16 protein-coding genes are annotated in these 14,551 nt (G+C 40.0%); 6 read left to right on the top strand and 10 right to left on the bottom strand.

Features of this window, described 5'->3' with window-relative positions; genetic code table 11:
• Nucleotides 1-388: 388 nt before the first annotated feature.
• Genes G4P69_RS06600 through G4P69_RS06590 form a run of 3 tightly spaced genes read left to right on the top strand, consistent with a single transcriptional unit; the run spans nt 389 to nt 2,829 of the window.
• Nucleotides 389-874, top strand: coding sequence for a hypothetical protein (locus tag G4P69_RS06600; protein WP_208344358.1), 486 nt, complete (start codon nt 389-391; stop codon nt 872-874).
• A gap of 3 nt (nt 875-877) precedes the next feature.
• Entirely contained in the window at nt 878-1,555 is a 678-nt protein-coding gene (locus G4P69_RS06595; protein ID WP_208344359.1) for a response regulator transcription factor, read from the top strand.
• A gap of 23 nt (nt 1,556-1,578) precedes the next feature.
• The gene (locus tag G4P69_RS06590) at nt 1,579-2,829 is read left to right on the top strand and encodes a HAMP domain-containing sensor histidine kinase (protein WP_208348862.1); all 1,251 of its coding nucleotides are present in this window, start codon (nt 1,579-1,581) and stop codon (nt 2,827-2,829) included.
• A gap of 354 nt (nt 2,830-3,183) precedes the next feature.
• Here G4P69_RS06590 and G4P69_RS06585 read toward each other — a convergent pair whose 3' ends face one another.
• The 6 genes from G4P69_RS06585 to G4P69_RS06560 all read right to left on the bottom strand — a co-directional run bounded on the left by G4P69_RS06585 (nt 3,184) and on the right by G4P69_RS06560 (nt 8,145).
• Nucleotides 3,184-3,999: a COG4705 family protein gene (locus tag G4P69_RS06585; RefSeq protein ID WP_208344656.1), complete on the bottom strand. Its 816-nt coding sequence runs from the start codon at nt 3,997-3,999 to the stop codon at nt 3,184-3,186.
• 399 nt (nt 4,000-4,398) lie between these two features.
• Nucleotides 4,399-4,626 (bottom strand): hypothetical protein, encoded by a 228-nt coding sequence (locus G4P69_RS06580; protein ID WP_208344657.1) that lies wholly within the window; start codon nt 4,624-4,626, stop codon nt 4,399-4,401.
• A gap of 107 nt (nt 4,627-4,733) precedes the next feature.
• The gene (locus G4P69_RS06575; RefSeq protein ID WP_208344658.1) at nt 4,734-5,498 is read right to left on the bottom strand and encodes an NAD-dependent epimerase/dehydratase family protein; all 765 of its coding nucleotides are present in this window, start codon (nt 5,496-5,498) and stop codon (nt 4,734-4,736) included.
• Nucleotides 5,499-5,552: 54 nt separating this feature from the next.
• A complete protein-coding gene (locus G4P69_RS06570; RefSeq protein WP_310834117.1) occupies nt 5,553-6,563 on the bottom strand; it encodes a glycosyltransferase in 1,011 nt (336 codons plus the stop codon).
• 614 nt (nt 6,564-7,177) lie between these two features.
• Complete coding sequence (locus G4P69_RS06565) at nt 7,178-7,531, bottom strand: hypothetical protein (protein WP_208344660.1); 354 nt, start codon at nt 7,529-7,531, stop codon at nt 7,178-7,180.
• A 449-nt stretch (nt 7,532-7,980) separates the two neighbouring features.
• A complete protein-coding gene (locus tag G4P69_RS06560) occupies nt 7,981-8,145 on the bottom strand; it encodes a hypothetical protein (RefSeq protein WP_208344661.1) in 165 nt (54 codons plus the stop codon).
• 75 nt (nt 8,146-8,220) lie between these two features.
• Here G4P69_RS06560 and G4P69_RS06555 point away from each other — a divergent pair, with 75 nt between their 5' ends.
• Entirely contained in the window at nt 8,221-8,379 is a 159-nt protein-coding gene (locus G4P69_RS06555) for a hypothetical protein (protein ID WP_208344662.1), read from the top strand.
• Nucleotides 8,380-8,394: 15 nt separating this feature from the next.
• Here the strand turns inward: G4P69_RS06555 and G4P69_RS06550 are convergent, their stop codons facing one another.
• Complete coding sequence (locus G4P69_RS06550; RefSeq protein ID WP_208344663.1) at nt 8,395-8,805, bottom strand: BRO-N domain-containing protein; 411 nt, start codon at nt 8,803-8,805, stop codon at nt 8,395-8,397.
• Between the two features lie 952 nt (nt 8,806-9,757).
• On the opposite strand from G4P69_RS06550, the gene G4P69_RS06545 reads away from it, so the two are divergent.
• On the top strand, nt 9,758-10,435 hold the full coding sequence (locus G4P69_RS06545) for a response regulator transcription factor (protein ID WP_208344664.1): 678 nt from the start codon (nt 9,758-9,760) through the stop codon (nt 10,433-10,435).
• Nucleotides 10,436-10,487: 52 nt separating this feature from the next.
• Nucleotides 10,488-11,744 carry a sensor histidine kinase gene (locus G4P69_RS06540; protein WP_208348859.1) on the top strand — a complete coding sequence of 419 codons (1,257 nt, stop codon included), beginning with the start codon at nt 10,488-10,490 and terminating at the stop codon, nt 11,742-11,744.
• A gap of 294 nt (nt 11,745-12,038) precedes the next feature.
• Here the strand turns inward: G4P69_RS06540 and G4P69_RS06535 are convergent, their stop codons facing one another.
• The 3 genes from G4P69_RS06535 to G4P69_RS06525 all read right to left on the bottom strand — a co-directional run bounded on the left by G4P69_RS06535 (nt 12,039) and on the right by G4P69_RS06525 (nt 13,773).
• On the bottom strand, nt 12,039-12,728 hold the full coding sequence (locus G4P69_RS06535; protein ID WP_208344666.1) for a manganese catalase family protein: 690 nt from the start codon (nt 12,726-12,728) through the stop codon (nt 12,039-12,041).
• Nucleotides 12,729-13,175: 447 nt separating this feature from the next.
• On the bottom strand, nt 13,176-13,334 hold the full coding sequence (locus G4P69_RS06530) for a hypothetical protein (RefSeq protein WP_208344667.1): 159 nt from the start codon (nt 13,332-13,334) through the stop codon (nt 13,176-13,178).
• A gap of 1 nt (nt 13,335) precedes the next feature.
• The gene (locus G4P69_RS06525; RefSeq protein ID WP_208348856.1) at nt 13,336-13,773 is read right to left on the bottom strand and encodes a tetratricopeptide repeat protein; all 438 of its coding nucleotides are present in this window, start codon (nt 13,771-13,773) and stop codon (nt 13,336-13,338) included.
• Nucleotides 13,774-14,551: the final 778 nt, after the last annotated feature.

Genomic DNA, 14,551 nt, shown 5'->3' with positions numbered 1-14,551 from the left:
TTTTGCCCAGGGAACAAGTCAACAAGTAAAAACAAACGCATAGCTCTTACCGAATATCTATCTTTCATAGGAAGCAGAGAGATCTGAACTCTTTACCCACGAATGAGCGCCTTGGGATTGAAAACTTGGACGCCACAGACCAGAGCGCGTGGCTCACATCTTGCACCTGAAAACCTGGTTGTATTTTTATTAGTCAGTATTAAGCTACAGCCCTTGATTTAGCGATAAAAACCAAGAAAAATCAGGTAGCCTTATCGTGCATCTTTTTACGCTGGGTTTGTACGGACAGGTGAAAGATATGAGGTGGCGTTTCGAGTGAGGCACATCTTTTTTTGAAGTAGGCTTTAAACACACAACCCACATTTTTTATTTTTTCAAGGGATAATTTATGAAAAGGCTAATTTACACTGCTACACTCACTCTAGCTATTGCTTCTTTTAATTTCTGTGTACAAGCCACAACTATTAAAGCATCTGAACCGTTTGTTGACATTGTTAATGCGGTGCAATTTCCTAAAATAGTCAAGCCAAGTAATGCTAATGTTGTTCGACAATCTTTTAGTTTATGGATTCCCCAAACCAGTAACAAAATTTCTGAAGTAATACTTAATATACCTCCAGGGTTAAATGTAAGGAAAGACATAACAGTATCTGATAATTCACAGATAAATCTTCAGGCCGGTATTGCTATCGATGGAAAGAAAATAGTTATAACTTTCCCCCAACCGGTTTCCTCGGGAACGACTCTTAATGTTTCTCTAAACGAGGTAAATATTCATGGTATTTCTAATGGCTGGGATTATCCAGTTAAGGTGAAGTTTGTCGGAATAAACACAGATATTCCTGTTGGAATAGTTCAGTTTGGAGTCTACTAAACAATGAGAATTTTAATAGTTGAAGATGATGAGAGAATTGCTAAACCATTAGCTGAAGATTTAAAACATCAGTATCACGTTGTGGATATAGCAGGTGATGGCATAGAGGGATTGTCACAAGCTACAACAATTCCCTATGATCTGATTTTATTAGATTTGATGCTGCCTCTTCTGGATGGCATTAACTTGTGTAAACGGTTACGTTCTTCTGGATGTAAGATGCTGATATTGATGCTGACAGCACGAGATACAACAACAGATAAAGTGATTGGACTGGACGCAGGAGCTGATGATTATCTTGTCAAGCCATTTGAACTAGAAGAACTAGCTGCTAGAATTAGAGCCTTATCACGTCGAAACGAAAGCCATCAACCACCATGTTTGACATATGGCAAATTCCGATTTGAGCCAAGTACACGGATCGTAACTTATAATGGGAATATTATCTCATTAACTCCTAAAGAATATATGATATTAGAAGTATTTTTGAGAAATCCTCATCGAGTTTTTACTCGCTCATATTTGTTAGAAAAGCTTTGGGAAATTGATAAAGAATCTGGAGAAGAAACTGTGAAAACTCATTTGACTAATTTGCGTCGGAAACTCAAAACGGCAGGTGGGGAGCCAGAAATAATCGAGACTGTATACGGCGTTGGTTATCGCCTGTGTATTTCTTCTTAAGAAACTGGTTAAGGAATCAATCTGTGTTTCAGCAAATCCAATATAAACTATTATTATCTTATTTGTCTGTTCTGGCTTCAATACTAGGAATATTTACCCTTGCTGTGCGAATTTTCTTTACTCATAACCTTAACCAACAACTTATAGAAAAACTGAGAACTTTAGGACAGAGTGCTGCTAATGCTGAGGTAGATGATGGTCTACAGAAAGGAGAAAGCGATTTTCCATTACAAGAACTTATTAATAATCATCAAGCTTTGCAATCATTTGATGTGGAAGGCCGCTCCATTGATCAACAAGGACAATACATATTAACCTTACCGCTTTCTCATCAAGAAAGTATACAAACACAGAAGATTGGTAAAGTTCGCATTCTGGGAGTGACTTTACCTGTGAAAAGTGGCAATGGTCGCGTGATGGGTTATGTGCGAGTAAGTCAATCTTTAGAAGAGCTTGATGAAACAATTAACAAATTGGATTGGGGGTTAGGCGGTGGTGTTGTTATTGCTCTAGTTTTGAGTGGAGTTGGTGGTGTTTGGCTAACTCAACAGAGCCTGCAGCCAATTGAGCAAAGTTTTCAACGACTGAAGCAGTTTACCGCAGATGCGTCTCACGAACTCCGTAGTCCTTTAACAGTTATTAAAACTAATATAGCAGTAGCACTAAAATATCCAGAAGGAATACGCTCCACAGATGCAGAAAAGTTAGAAGCGATCGCTAACGCTGCTAATCAGATGACTCGCCTAACAGAAGATTTACTACTATTGGCCCGTAGTGACCAAGCTCAGATCCATAAACGCGACGCAGTAGCTGTAGAGGAGATTTTAGATAGCTTAGTCCAGCTTTATCAGCCACAAGCCGAATTCAAACAAATTCATCTGCTCAAGAGTTTTCATACAAAATCTCAACAGGTGAGTCAACAATTGTTTGTGCTGGGTGATTCAATTCAACTGACAAGAGTGTTTGCCAATTTAATTGAAAACGCGATCCAGTACACACCTGCTCAAGGTACTATTGAGATCAAAACTCGTCTTGCTGGTCAGCAGTTATATGTCTGTGTGAAGGATACAGGGATTGGAATTGCACCAGAACATCTTCGCCAAGTTTTTGAGCGATTTTGGCGGGCGTCTGCGGCAAGGTCGTATCACTCTGGAGGTTCTGGTCTGGGACTGGCGATCGCTATGGCTATTGTTCAAAACCACGGCGGGGAGATCACGCTGACAAGTCAGTTGGGTATTGGTAGTTGTTTTACAGTACGTTTAGCTTTGAGTTAAAGCGATCTGCTACCGTTGGTCTTATGTATATAAGGCACTTAAGGCATAAATATAAATAAATCGAAGAACCTGAGTCTGTGCCCAGCAAAGCTAAACGTGGTTGGTCATGGGCGCAGTTAAGTACCTGGACAGAATTAATTACACACTTTGTTTTGCTGTTCCCCGTTCCCTGTTAAGAGTTCCCTCTCTCCACCTATGAATTTAATTTTGTCCAACTACTTAGTAATTCGTTTAAGGCGGCTATTTTATTTTTATACATCTGGAACGGTTCAAGTCATAACCTTCTACCAAGTGTTACTGTGTCAAAGAATCTCCGTCCGGAGAGTCGTCATGGATCTCCCCAAGCACAGCAGTCTAGACTCTTTTGCGCTTGAAAGAGTTGAGAAACTGTTTGGTCGTTCTAGATGTGAAAAATATCCCAACAACCATAAGCGCCATGATAACGAGCGAAGAAGTGATACGACTTAGTTCGAAGCCTCCTTGAGAGTGCGGCTTGGTTAGGGTGTCGCCGAGTGTAGCTCCCAAAGGACGCGTCAGAACATATGCAGCCCAAAAAAGTACGTTGTCTCGAATATTGGTAAAAAAGTGTGCGATCATCACAAGCCCAAGCAGGACGGTGAATACGAGAGCACCTTGCTCAAATCCAAGACCAGTGGTTGTAGCGACGAAATCGCCTAGTGCCGTGCCAAGCGTGTTTGACACCAGAATCGTCAGCCAGTAGAAGACCTCGTTCTTCTTGGTAGTTATGTTCTCGAACTCAATTGACCCAGTGACACGACTCCATATAAAGAGGACGACAATGACACCGCACAACAGTAATATCGATGATTTCACGTAGCCAAGTCCGACGGTGCGATCAAGGTAGTCCGACATTGTTGTCCCAACGGTTGTGGTGGCAACCACAACCGCCCAATAAAAGAACGGGTGATACCGCTTCGACATGACCTGAGCAACAAGCGTGATACAGAAGAACCCCAAAAAGATCAAGCTACTGACGGCATAGCCGAGCTTCAAAGTCATGGAAAGGGCATCGCCGCCTGTTTCCCCGACTGTTGTCGCGCAGATCTTGATCACCCAGAACGCAAAGTTGACATGCGGAACCTTACTGACTCGGTTGCCTGTGTCGTGTTCATCTGATTGTCGAAACGCTTTCATCTTTTGATTTGCCATAGCCTCAAAGTGTAAAGCCTCTTTCAATTCAGCTTAATGACTTTACAATAGATATCAAAAGTCAAGAACTAGGAAAGAACATCAGTGGTAAGTTAAGAAAACTGCACGAATGTCTTTTAGCGATTTTTAAGTAAAATTGACAGGGGAATGCAATTTTGGGGTCGCCACAAAAACAGAAGTGTTTATTAAGTTTCAGCTTTCCTAATTCGCACATATATGGGTTCGCACATTTATATGTACTTGAAAACATAAAAATCAGCAAAAAGCTTATATAGCTTGAACTTTACGCTGTAAACCCGGTACTTTTAAGTGTGATCGCTCCCCAAGTTACCGCAGCATGTTCCGTTCTTTTTTTTTTAGCTTTACGCGATCAGCCAACAGACAATTCCGGTGTAGATTTTATTTTGGTGTGGAGTTTTTTATTCCGTCAATACCAGCAAGCAATGCCTCTTGGGAACTCTCAAAGCAACTGAATAAATATAGATGCTCAGGAGTGATCGGTTCAGGGTTTAGTCGTAATTGGTCGGTAAGCGTCAATGTATATGAGAATTTGTCAGGTTGAACAGGATGAGCATAGACGCTCGCTCGCCAATTACCATAAGCTTTTTCAACGATTGGGTGTTTCATACTGGATTTTAACTAGACTACAATTTAAACTAAAACTCTCGTGTGACAATTCTGTGTCAGGCTTTTGAATTTGATTAGACGGTTTGATATACAAGCAGGTGAATATATTATACAGTTAAGGGATGTCCAATTACTGCTTGAGAACAAAAGCGGTTAATAACTGTGCCAAAGGCTTGATCGAAGTCTAATCGAGTCATGAGTCGTTGATCATCACCCATCTCATCAATACGAGTCCCAAAAACCACTCCCTGCATAACGTCTGTTGCTCGCAGATTCCAAATTTTACAAGCAAACATAATGTTGTTAGAACCATGTACTTTGCTCCAGTGATACCACGAGCCTGCTTGACGAGGGAAAGGAAATCGATCTTGTCTTCCGTTGTACTCTATCTCGAAGAAGCCTTCTGGAATATCAGTGTTAGGTGTCCCATACTCACCCATTGTCCCCAATTTAACCAAATGAGCCTGGGGGCAAATATCCCGTATCGCAAATAGTAGATTAAATGTTGTCGTAATGTTATTAGTCTGTACAAAAACTGCATGAGAGACATCGATCATGGAGTATGGTGCGGAAGGACACTCACCAAGATGAACGATCGCCTCTGGTTGGAATTCCCGCAAAACCTGCGCCACAAAGGTATAATCGCGTAAATCTCCTGACCAAAAATGTAGCTCACAGCCAAAACGTTCTCTAAATGCTTGAAGTCGCTCTTCCATAGGAGCGATAGGGATCGCGCTACAAGAGTTCATCTCCTCCACCCATTGGCGACGAAAGAAGATGTCTACTCCAGCGACTTCATGTCCCCGAACAGTCAAATACTGCGCTAAAGACCAACCTAAATATCCATCAACTCCAGCAATTAAAACTTTCATCTTTATATGTTCACTCTTCTATAAACAAATGCGTCCTCCTAGTATGACAAACAATTAGCTGCTAGCTTTCTCTTCGAGAAAGCCACCAGATAGAATTCGCAGATGTCGCCCACGCCAATGGATTGTCCGACCTGATGTACCTGCTAGCCAAATCGCAAAATTCTTAAAATCGTGAATTGGAAGCGTCCACAGACCCCACAAGAGCCTAGTACAGCCCATACTATATATACATATCACTGCTTGAGCAATTCTGATAAATACAGTAATTAAGCAAATAATAACTGCCCATTGTGCAGCATCGGAAAGTATTAGTAAAGGGATGCAGTAAACAGTTCCATATGTAAAGGCGATCGTGTAATACAACCACCCTCGATTCCATCTGCTCATTCTCGCCCAACGTAACTCCCTTTGTAACAAATGTTGCAAACCTTCAAGTCCGTTGTTAGTTTCCAAAATATATTGTGACAGTTCGACGCGATAGCCAGCAGCAGCTACCATATTACCAATGTAGTAATCACAGCCTATCCGGTTGACAACACTTTTTAACCCACCAATTTCCTCCAGTACAGATTTACGGGTAGCAATGGTAGCACCAAGAGCAAATTTGAGACCCCTTTCTAGACTACGAGCTATCAATACACTGGGGATAAAGTCGATGCATCTTCCAAAAGAAGCAAACATTGCAGGTAGAGAATTTGGCTGGTGACCAAGATAACCACAGGTGACAATGCCTATCTTCGGATCTGCCAAGGGCGATGTTACTGTATGCAAATATTCCGGTTTTACCCATATATCGCTGTCTGTCAGGACAATGATTTCATGCTGTGCTGCCTCAAGTAGATGAGTAAGATTACTGAACTTGTGGTTAATACCGCGCTCCTCCAGACAGAAGACCAGTTTAGCGCGGTTAGGGTATTTGGCAACCAGTTCTTTCAAGATGGGAACAGCTGGGTCATTGAGATTCATGACGCCAAATAGTACTTCATAATTTTGATAATCTTGTTGGCAAAAGCTGTTCCAATTTTTCTGAGCATCTGCATCAACCCCACAAACTGAAATCAACACTGAAACAGGTGAATGACTCTTGTTTTGAGACCGTGATTTCGCTCTGAAAAAAAGACTAGTCTCAATAGCACACCAAATGTAAAATATCACCGATCCCCCAATCAGAAGCAGTAGGAATACCTGTAGAGCAAGCATCATTTTCTTTGATTTTCTCCCATTTCAGCGACCAATACTGGAAGCATTTAGTTTTTTAAATATAAGTTTAAATTATTCCTAGATGTATATGCCAAAGTTTTTTGGCTTTTTTCATCTCATCTGGGCTGTTTTATCCAGGTTTTCGCTTCAGGGTAAGGCAGTCCCAATGAAATGAACACCATAGTGCTGCCGCTACATTGTTCCCGGACAAAACAGGACAAACCAAGTTCAGGGTTAGGTGTTAAACATCTATCTAGTTTTGCGCTTGCTTGTCCTGTTTTGTCGTGGATTCCCCCAACCCTAACACCCTGTCATCAGATCAATGCATTGAAGAAGGCAGAAGTACGAAGGCAGAGGGCAGAAGGAACACTTTCGTTGGGGATTCAGACCCCAACCAATTGTAAACACCGTGTAGACGATGGGGTTTTAGACCCTTGTTCCTTTCAGTCACGGGCAGACGTCAGGAGCCAGTATTCCCTTCAGCATAGCTGCCTCCTGCCCTCTGCCTTTCTTGATAACTTATGCAATAAGTATTTCAACTTGTTGCCAAATTCTTGATTAATCGTCCAGACTAGAGAAACCATATTTTTATAAACTAAACGACCAATTTGACTGACTGCACAAAGACTACTAGCTTGTGCTTGAGATTGAACAATACTACGAACATTACGAGGACTGAGATAACCATTAAAGCGGAGCCTGTCGAAGTCCTTCGGGAAAGCCTTACCGCAATTAGGACATTTATCAGGCTGATACCCTTTACAATTTTCCTTGTGGTTTTCAGATAGTTTTTGTCTGCATAAAGCGCATCTAAAATCAGAATCTAGTGACATGTCTGTACTCATTATATTTTTATTTTATATAAAGATAAATATTCGGGAACCTTTCAAGAATAAAATTGAAAAAGTAAAAAACTCGGGAAGTTCTACAGGAGTTAAATATTTCGTAACGATATAGGATTTGAAATTATGCAAAAGTAAAGAACTCGGAAAGATTTATTTTTTGTCTTTAATCTCGAATAATAAAAAAAATGTTACTATATATAGGGTATAGTCTTGCATATTCATAATAGACATACTTCCTTCACCAGATAAATAATAGAAGTACTCTTGTGTCTTACTAAGAGTACTTTTTTATCAAAAAGAACACATTCGTCAGAATTCAGGAGTCAGAAGAATAAATGCTGGTAAAAACCTCATCTATGAGGGGATGAGATAGGGGTTGAAAATGAGTCTTAAAACACCATCCCACGCATGTTGTCAGGAGAGGAGGGCAGGCTTAATTACTTTTTTACAAGCAATTGACCTGCGTTATCTAAATCTCCTACTTTACCGACTTTTTGCCAGCCGTTAGATGTCTTTTCGGAAGCACAAGCTGCAATTGCTACTGGTAGAGAACTTACTACCCAGCCTACACCAACGAAAGTTAAAAAATTGCGACGATTCATCACTGCTCAACCAAAATCACAACTTATGTACATACACTGCTTTTCAAGTATTTTGATGTAAAAATTTTTACTTTCATGAAACCCAACCCCCCTTTACAGCAGAACCACAGTTTGCTTTCTACCACACCAACGTGTCCGAATATCAGCCATCTTAGAAGTGCGATCGTTCTGCCACATTTAGCCCAAATGCGCATTCGCAAGCGATCACCCACAGTGTGGCAGTTGATTTTGTAAAATTTACCACATATATTATAAGCAAAAACAAGCCACACTACTATACAAAGATTTGAGTTGTTCCAACTCTTCGGTATTAGTTTGTAATGTGTCGTTGTCATCAGCAATCTGACGAGCGCTCACTAACACTTCACTGTTTATCCATTGTTTGAACCGTTTTGCTACTGGTTTCCCACTGATCATTATCAATGAATAAAGTCCTGACTTATTAGTAAACTTTAAAACATGCCATAACTGACCTGTATTTATTACATATTCCCTCTCTAAGTAATGCGATAAACCTTCTATATCGTGACTTTCTATCGGCTCAATATAACCAAGCGCTTTACACAAGTCTTGTACAACAAACCATGTTTCGCCTTTTAGTGTTATTGTGCGAATGTCATACTGCTGTTCAAACTTAAACTGTTGTATTGTGTATGTCATTTGTTTTGCCCTCACTTTCTTTTCCTCACAGGAAGTTAAGATAAAGATCTCACAAGTGTAATTTTTTTGCGCTTACATCTAGAACACCGATTCATTAATAAAATTCGAGATCGAAAAAGCTTATTGTAAGGTCTTACACAATCAAATATTCCTTCTTACAAAACCAAGAAACCAGGTTTTTGATGATTCCGATTACTGAATCGGTGTTGTAAAATGAGGTGATGCGCGGGAGAATAAGTTTTCCAAATCCATACTCAATACTAAAATAACTTAGGTAAAGAACTCGGAAAGTTTTGTATAAGTTCAAATTTTTTAGGTTCTTGGCTACTTTTGGCACTTTTATGAAGAAGAACTCAAAACACATCCGTCAGAATTCAGCTTGGGATTCTGTACGATAGCGCAGCTGTGTTCGAGTCATCTCCCAAGGGGAGACGCTTTGCGAACGAGCGTCTGAGTGTGGGTCAAAATGGAATTTTAAATTAAGCAAAGGTAAAGAACTCGGAAAAATTTATTCCTAAGCTGAAAATCCTTGTATACTTCATTAGTATTAAATTGTCGATTAAATTAGTGAGTGCTTCTTTACTAAATATGCATTTAGGGAAACTAGGAGTGCTGGGTAATAGACCGCTTTGTAGCATTAGTCACTACAACGAGGCTGTGCTACCCTACAGGAAGCTTCCCTCTTAAACCCCTTGTTCCCTGTGCTATGCTTCCGAGACGGTTCTAACCCAAGCGTCTAAGAGAAGAATCCATAATGCCAAATAGACGCGGGGACGGTCTGAGGGGAGACGCAGAAACTGATATTTTCATCTTTGGTTGTCGGCGATCGCCCGCGTAAGAGTGACTGACTTGTAAGTAGGGAACAGGGAACAGGAAAAAATTCTACTTACATGCAGTGCGGGGAAACTTGTTTCATTGTGACTGCCTTTGGCGATAACAACACGAAAATGCTATGAAAATTCTTTTAGTTGAGGATGATGAGCGTATTGCACAACCACTTGCAGAAGTGCTGACGGATCAAGGTTATGTTGTTGATATCGCTAGCGATGGTCAACTAGGATGGGAGTTTGTTAAAGCCTTTCCTTATAACTTGATACTGCTAGATTTAATGCTACCAAAGTTAGATGGGATAAGTTTGTGCCGACAACTACGGCAAAAAGGTTATTCTTTTCCGATTCTGTTGCTAACTGCACTAGACACTAGCACAGATAAAGTCATTGGGCTAGATGCAGGAGCAGATGATTATGTCGTCAAACCCTTTGATCTACAAGAGCTGATGGCTCGCATTCGTGCTTTATTAAGACGGGGAATTACAATTTTACCTCCTGTATTTGAATGGGAGAACTTGCGTCTAGACCCAAGTAATTGTCAAGTGACATATAATGGACAACCAGTACATCTAACTCCGAAAGAATATAAAATTTTGGAATTGTTTCTACGTCACAGTCATCAAGTGTTGAATCGCAATGATATTTTAAAACATCTTTGGTCTTTTGAAGAGCCGCCTGGAGAAGAAACAATAAAAGTCCATATTCGCAGTTTGCGACAGAAATTAAAATTGGCTGGAGCCAGTTTTGATTTTATTGAAACAGTATACGGTTTAGGTTATCGACTCAAACAAGTTTTTTAAGTGGATGTTTCAGGCTTTAAGTAGACGTCTTTTGTTTTCTTACCTAAGTGTAATGGTGACAATTTGGGGAACCTCGACTATAGTTGTCTACCATTTTTTATCTTACAATCTTTATCAAAAACTAGATAGAGAAATTGTAAACTTAGCAACGGCAGCTTCCCACAACTTAATAGCAATGCAAACTGATAAAAAAGCTATTGATACTAAAATTCCCCGAATTTTGGATAGCGATGATGGAGATTTAGATATCCCTTGGCAAGATTTACGCCAAAATCGTCAAGGAGTAGAGTGGTTTGATGTCAAAGGTCGACTTTTGGCAAAAGCGGGAAATACTATTTCTCAGGAGTCGTTTACTGCTAATTTTAATGTTAGCCAATACAAAAAAATCCGCAGCATTACTATTCCTGTTTATCCGCGTTTGACTGGAGGACAAAAAAAGCTTGTAGGTTATGTGCGGGTGAGTGAATCCACAAAAGAATTAGAAAAAGAGCTTGACAGACTTTTATTAGGATTTGAATTGGGAGGAATTATTGTCATAATTCTTAGTAGTCTGGGTGGCTGGTGGCTTACAGGACAATCTTTGCAGCCAATTCAACAAAGTTTTCAGCAGTTAAAACAGTTTACTGCAGATGCTTCTCATGAGTTGCGTAGTCCTTTAACAGTCATTAAAACTTCAGTTGATGTGCTTATGAATTATCCAGAAATAATTCATCCATCTCATGTAAATAAATTAGAAGGAATTGTATCCGCAACGAACCAAATGACTCGATTAGTAGAAGATTTACTTTTATTAGCTCGAACCGATATACTAACAAATACTCAAAGGAGTGAATGGATAGCTATTCCCCTCGACGAACTTTTAGAGGATTTGGTGGAGTTATTTGAACTGCAAGCACTATCTAAAGATATTCAGCTGATATCAGAAATATCCACTGAAGTTTTTGTCAAGGGTGAAGTTATTCAATTGAAGCGATTATTTTCTAATCTCTTGCAAAATGCTTTGCACTACACACCCGAAGGAGGATCTGTCATCGTTTCACTTGTTAAACTTGAACACCTAGTAGTCATCACTTTTCAAGATACAGGTATTGGTATTGCTCCAGAACACCTGACGCTAATTTTTGATCGCTTTTGGCGGGCAGATCAAGCTAGAAGTCGACGGGAGGGGGGAGTCGGTTTGGGATTAGCTATTGCTTTAGCTATCGCTACAACTCATGGAGGAGATATTAGCGTCACTAGTGAAATTGGTGTCGGTAGCTGCTTTCAGGTTCGGTTGCCATTATTTTCAGCCTCGAAGCGAACCCCCTGACGAGAGTTGACCAACGCTCAACCGGGGAGCGGGGTGGAGGGCAGAATCGCCAAACTATGCACGGACACATAGACCAACCCGCACGACTTTATGATCAGTTGACTTCTCCAACACTGGCAATCTTACTACGCTATTTCGAAGAACTCTCGTTTTTTACTCGGACGATAGAAGTTTGTGAAAATAGCAGTGTTCCCGAATAGTAAGCACTGCTATTTTGTGGAATGAACCGAAAAGGGTGCTTTAGAACCTAGCGCCACTGGGTATTTATCACGTTCCATTCCAAAGTCCGGTAGTTTATGAACGTTGACTCAAGGGATCTGCAATGTAACGGAAATTTGGCTCTGAGTTCCAAGGACCACGTTCATCTTCTATCCCGTTAGTAGACAAGTTATAGTATATGTCAACGGTGCTATCAGGTTGGACATTACCAAACAACGGATCAGTTAATTTACCTAAGCTATTCAATGCATTCATAAACATTTGGGTATGGGAGATTTCCCGTGTGAGAAGATGAACAAGTGTGTTTTTGGTTCCTTCATCGGTAGCTAACTTAATCAACTCCTCATAGGTTTGACGTGCACCAGCTTCGGCAGCAATATTAGCTCGTAAATCCCGTACTACATCGCCACCTTCATTTAAATAGCTAGCTGTCCAAGCATTACCTTGACTATCTAGAAAGTGCGGTCCTTTGCCACGTACAGCAAACAAAGTACTCTTGAAAGCCTCGGTTTGGTCCACGCTTTTAGTGTGAGCTTCAATCATTTTGCCTACCATTTCCAAATGGCTAAACTCTTCAATAGCTATGTCTTGAAGCATATCACGGATACCTGCATTCTCCACATGGAAAGACTGTACCCAATATTGTAAAGCCGCAGAGAGTTCACCTGTTGCACCACCGAATTGTTCTAAAAGTAGTTGAGCAAAACGTGGATTAGCTTCTTTCACATCAACAACATGAATTGTTTCTTTCTTATGAAAAAACATTAGTAATTTCCTTACTGTTGCAGTTTAGGTTTAACTTATTAAGAATAATTTTTTGAAAATTTTACTCTTAATAGTTAGTTAGTTAGTCATCTTCAAAACTTAACTAATATCGTTAAACATAGCAGCTAATCAAACATACACCATGAGACAGACTTCTTCTGTAAATCTGTATTGCTAAAGTCTGATTATGCCCTAACGGCATCGAATTAATTCTGATTTGTGAAATCTGATTTCTTTTTTAGGTTTTCTGATTAGTAAATTTATCCTTCTGGAGGATAATTAAACTCAATCCGCATCGTCTGTATACCTTGTTCTACTTTCACTTCAATGACCTGTAGCTCTCGTGCCGCCGGAATGACGCTGATTTGTCCGCTACGTTCCCAACGAGCAATTTTTACCTTATCGGGCTCAGATAAGTGGGCATTGCTACGTAAAGATGCGAGTAACTCAGTTACCGAAACGACGGTCTTCTGCTAAGCGCACCATCAACAACCCTGCTATATAAATAACTATGGCACGTAAACCCATTTGTAAAAGAGTGAACGTCTTTGGCTGTAGGTCTATACCCAAAGCCGAACGAATACATTCGCAGGCTTGATAATCCATATTACGAGTTTTGTAGTTGTTTAAGATGATTCAAAGCATCTTGGTAATTATCTTGTTCTCCTTGAGATTTAAAAATATCCAAAGCTTTTTTCAAATCTGCAATTGCTCCCTTTTTATCCCCTAATTTACTACGAACTTCTCCTCGATTGTAATACGCAGCAGCATTGTTAGGATTTACTTCTAAAGCATGAGTATAATCTGTTACTGCTGCTACAAATTTTCCTGAGCCAAAATCTGAATTTCCTAAACTCAAGAATAAAAGAGACTGATCTTGTTGAAGAGAAATGGCTTGAGCTTTTTGCTTCTTAACTTGAATCATTTCCTGAGAACGTTCCGAATTTCTTTTACTTTTTAAGTAGTGGGTATACGCAGGAAAGACATTTTCCCTCAGTGGAGTTGCTATTGTAAAAGTCATAATAGCTAAGTAGATAAATTTCATATTTTGTCAACTTACTTTACTCATCCAATTGGTATAAGTTATGACTTTTTTATTTTCTCTGCTTTAAAGAGCCTATGCCTTTAGCTTAAAGATAGAACTTAGATTCTCTTCATACTTATGGTTGAATTTTTGACGAGGCCTTTGAAAGTGAGAGTAAATTGTCAACTTAACTTAGATAGAGAAAACAAAAATACTATCTTTGGATATAGAAAATTTAACTGATTCCTAAAGCCAATGGTAGAGAATCATAGATTTTTTATTAGCTAATATGCTAGCCGTTATCTTTGTGGGGAGCGTTTAGAAGTTGGAATTTGCCAGACTGATGGCACAAATAACTTCTTTGAACTGACTGGTCGTCCTCCATTACCACCCCGTTGGGCGTTAGGCTATCGTCAATCACTCTCTTCCCAAAGTAACTCAACATTGTTTAGAAGGTAGAGGTAGCGACCATCGAGAAGCGTATAATGTATATGGATTACTGGAAGCGCGCGCTGCGTATGAAAGTCTGTGCTATTATCGACCGCGTCAACGTCCTTAAAGATTGAGTGTACAAAATTTTCTAAAATTCGAGTGTCTTAATCCAGGCTTGACTCAATGGGAGCTTTATTCTGCGTTGCATTGGATTGGTAACGTAACCCCAAAAACCCGGTTTCTTATAAGTTGACCTAAAATTGGTCTTCACAACGACGGAAATCGGGTTTTTTGTCTCTGTTGCTTGGCTAATGTATTGATGTTTATCCCCATACCCTAACCGAGGATAGATTGCAACAAAGTCCCG

It is taken from the genome of Aetokthonos hydrillicola CCALA 1050 (assembly GCF_017591665.1).
Lineage (GTDB): Bacteria > Cyanobacteriota > Cyanobacteriia > Cyanobacteriales > Nostocaceae > Aetokthonos > Aetokthonos hydrillicola.
This window is presented reverse-complemented; position numbering and strand designations above follow the sequence as displayed.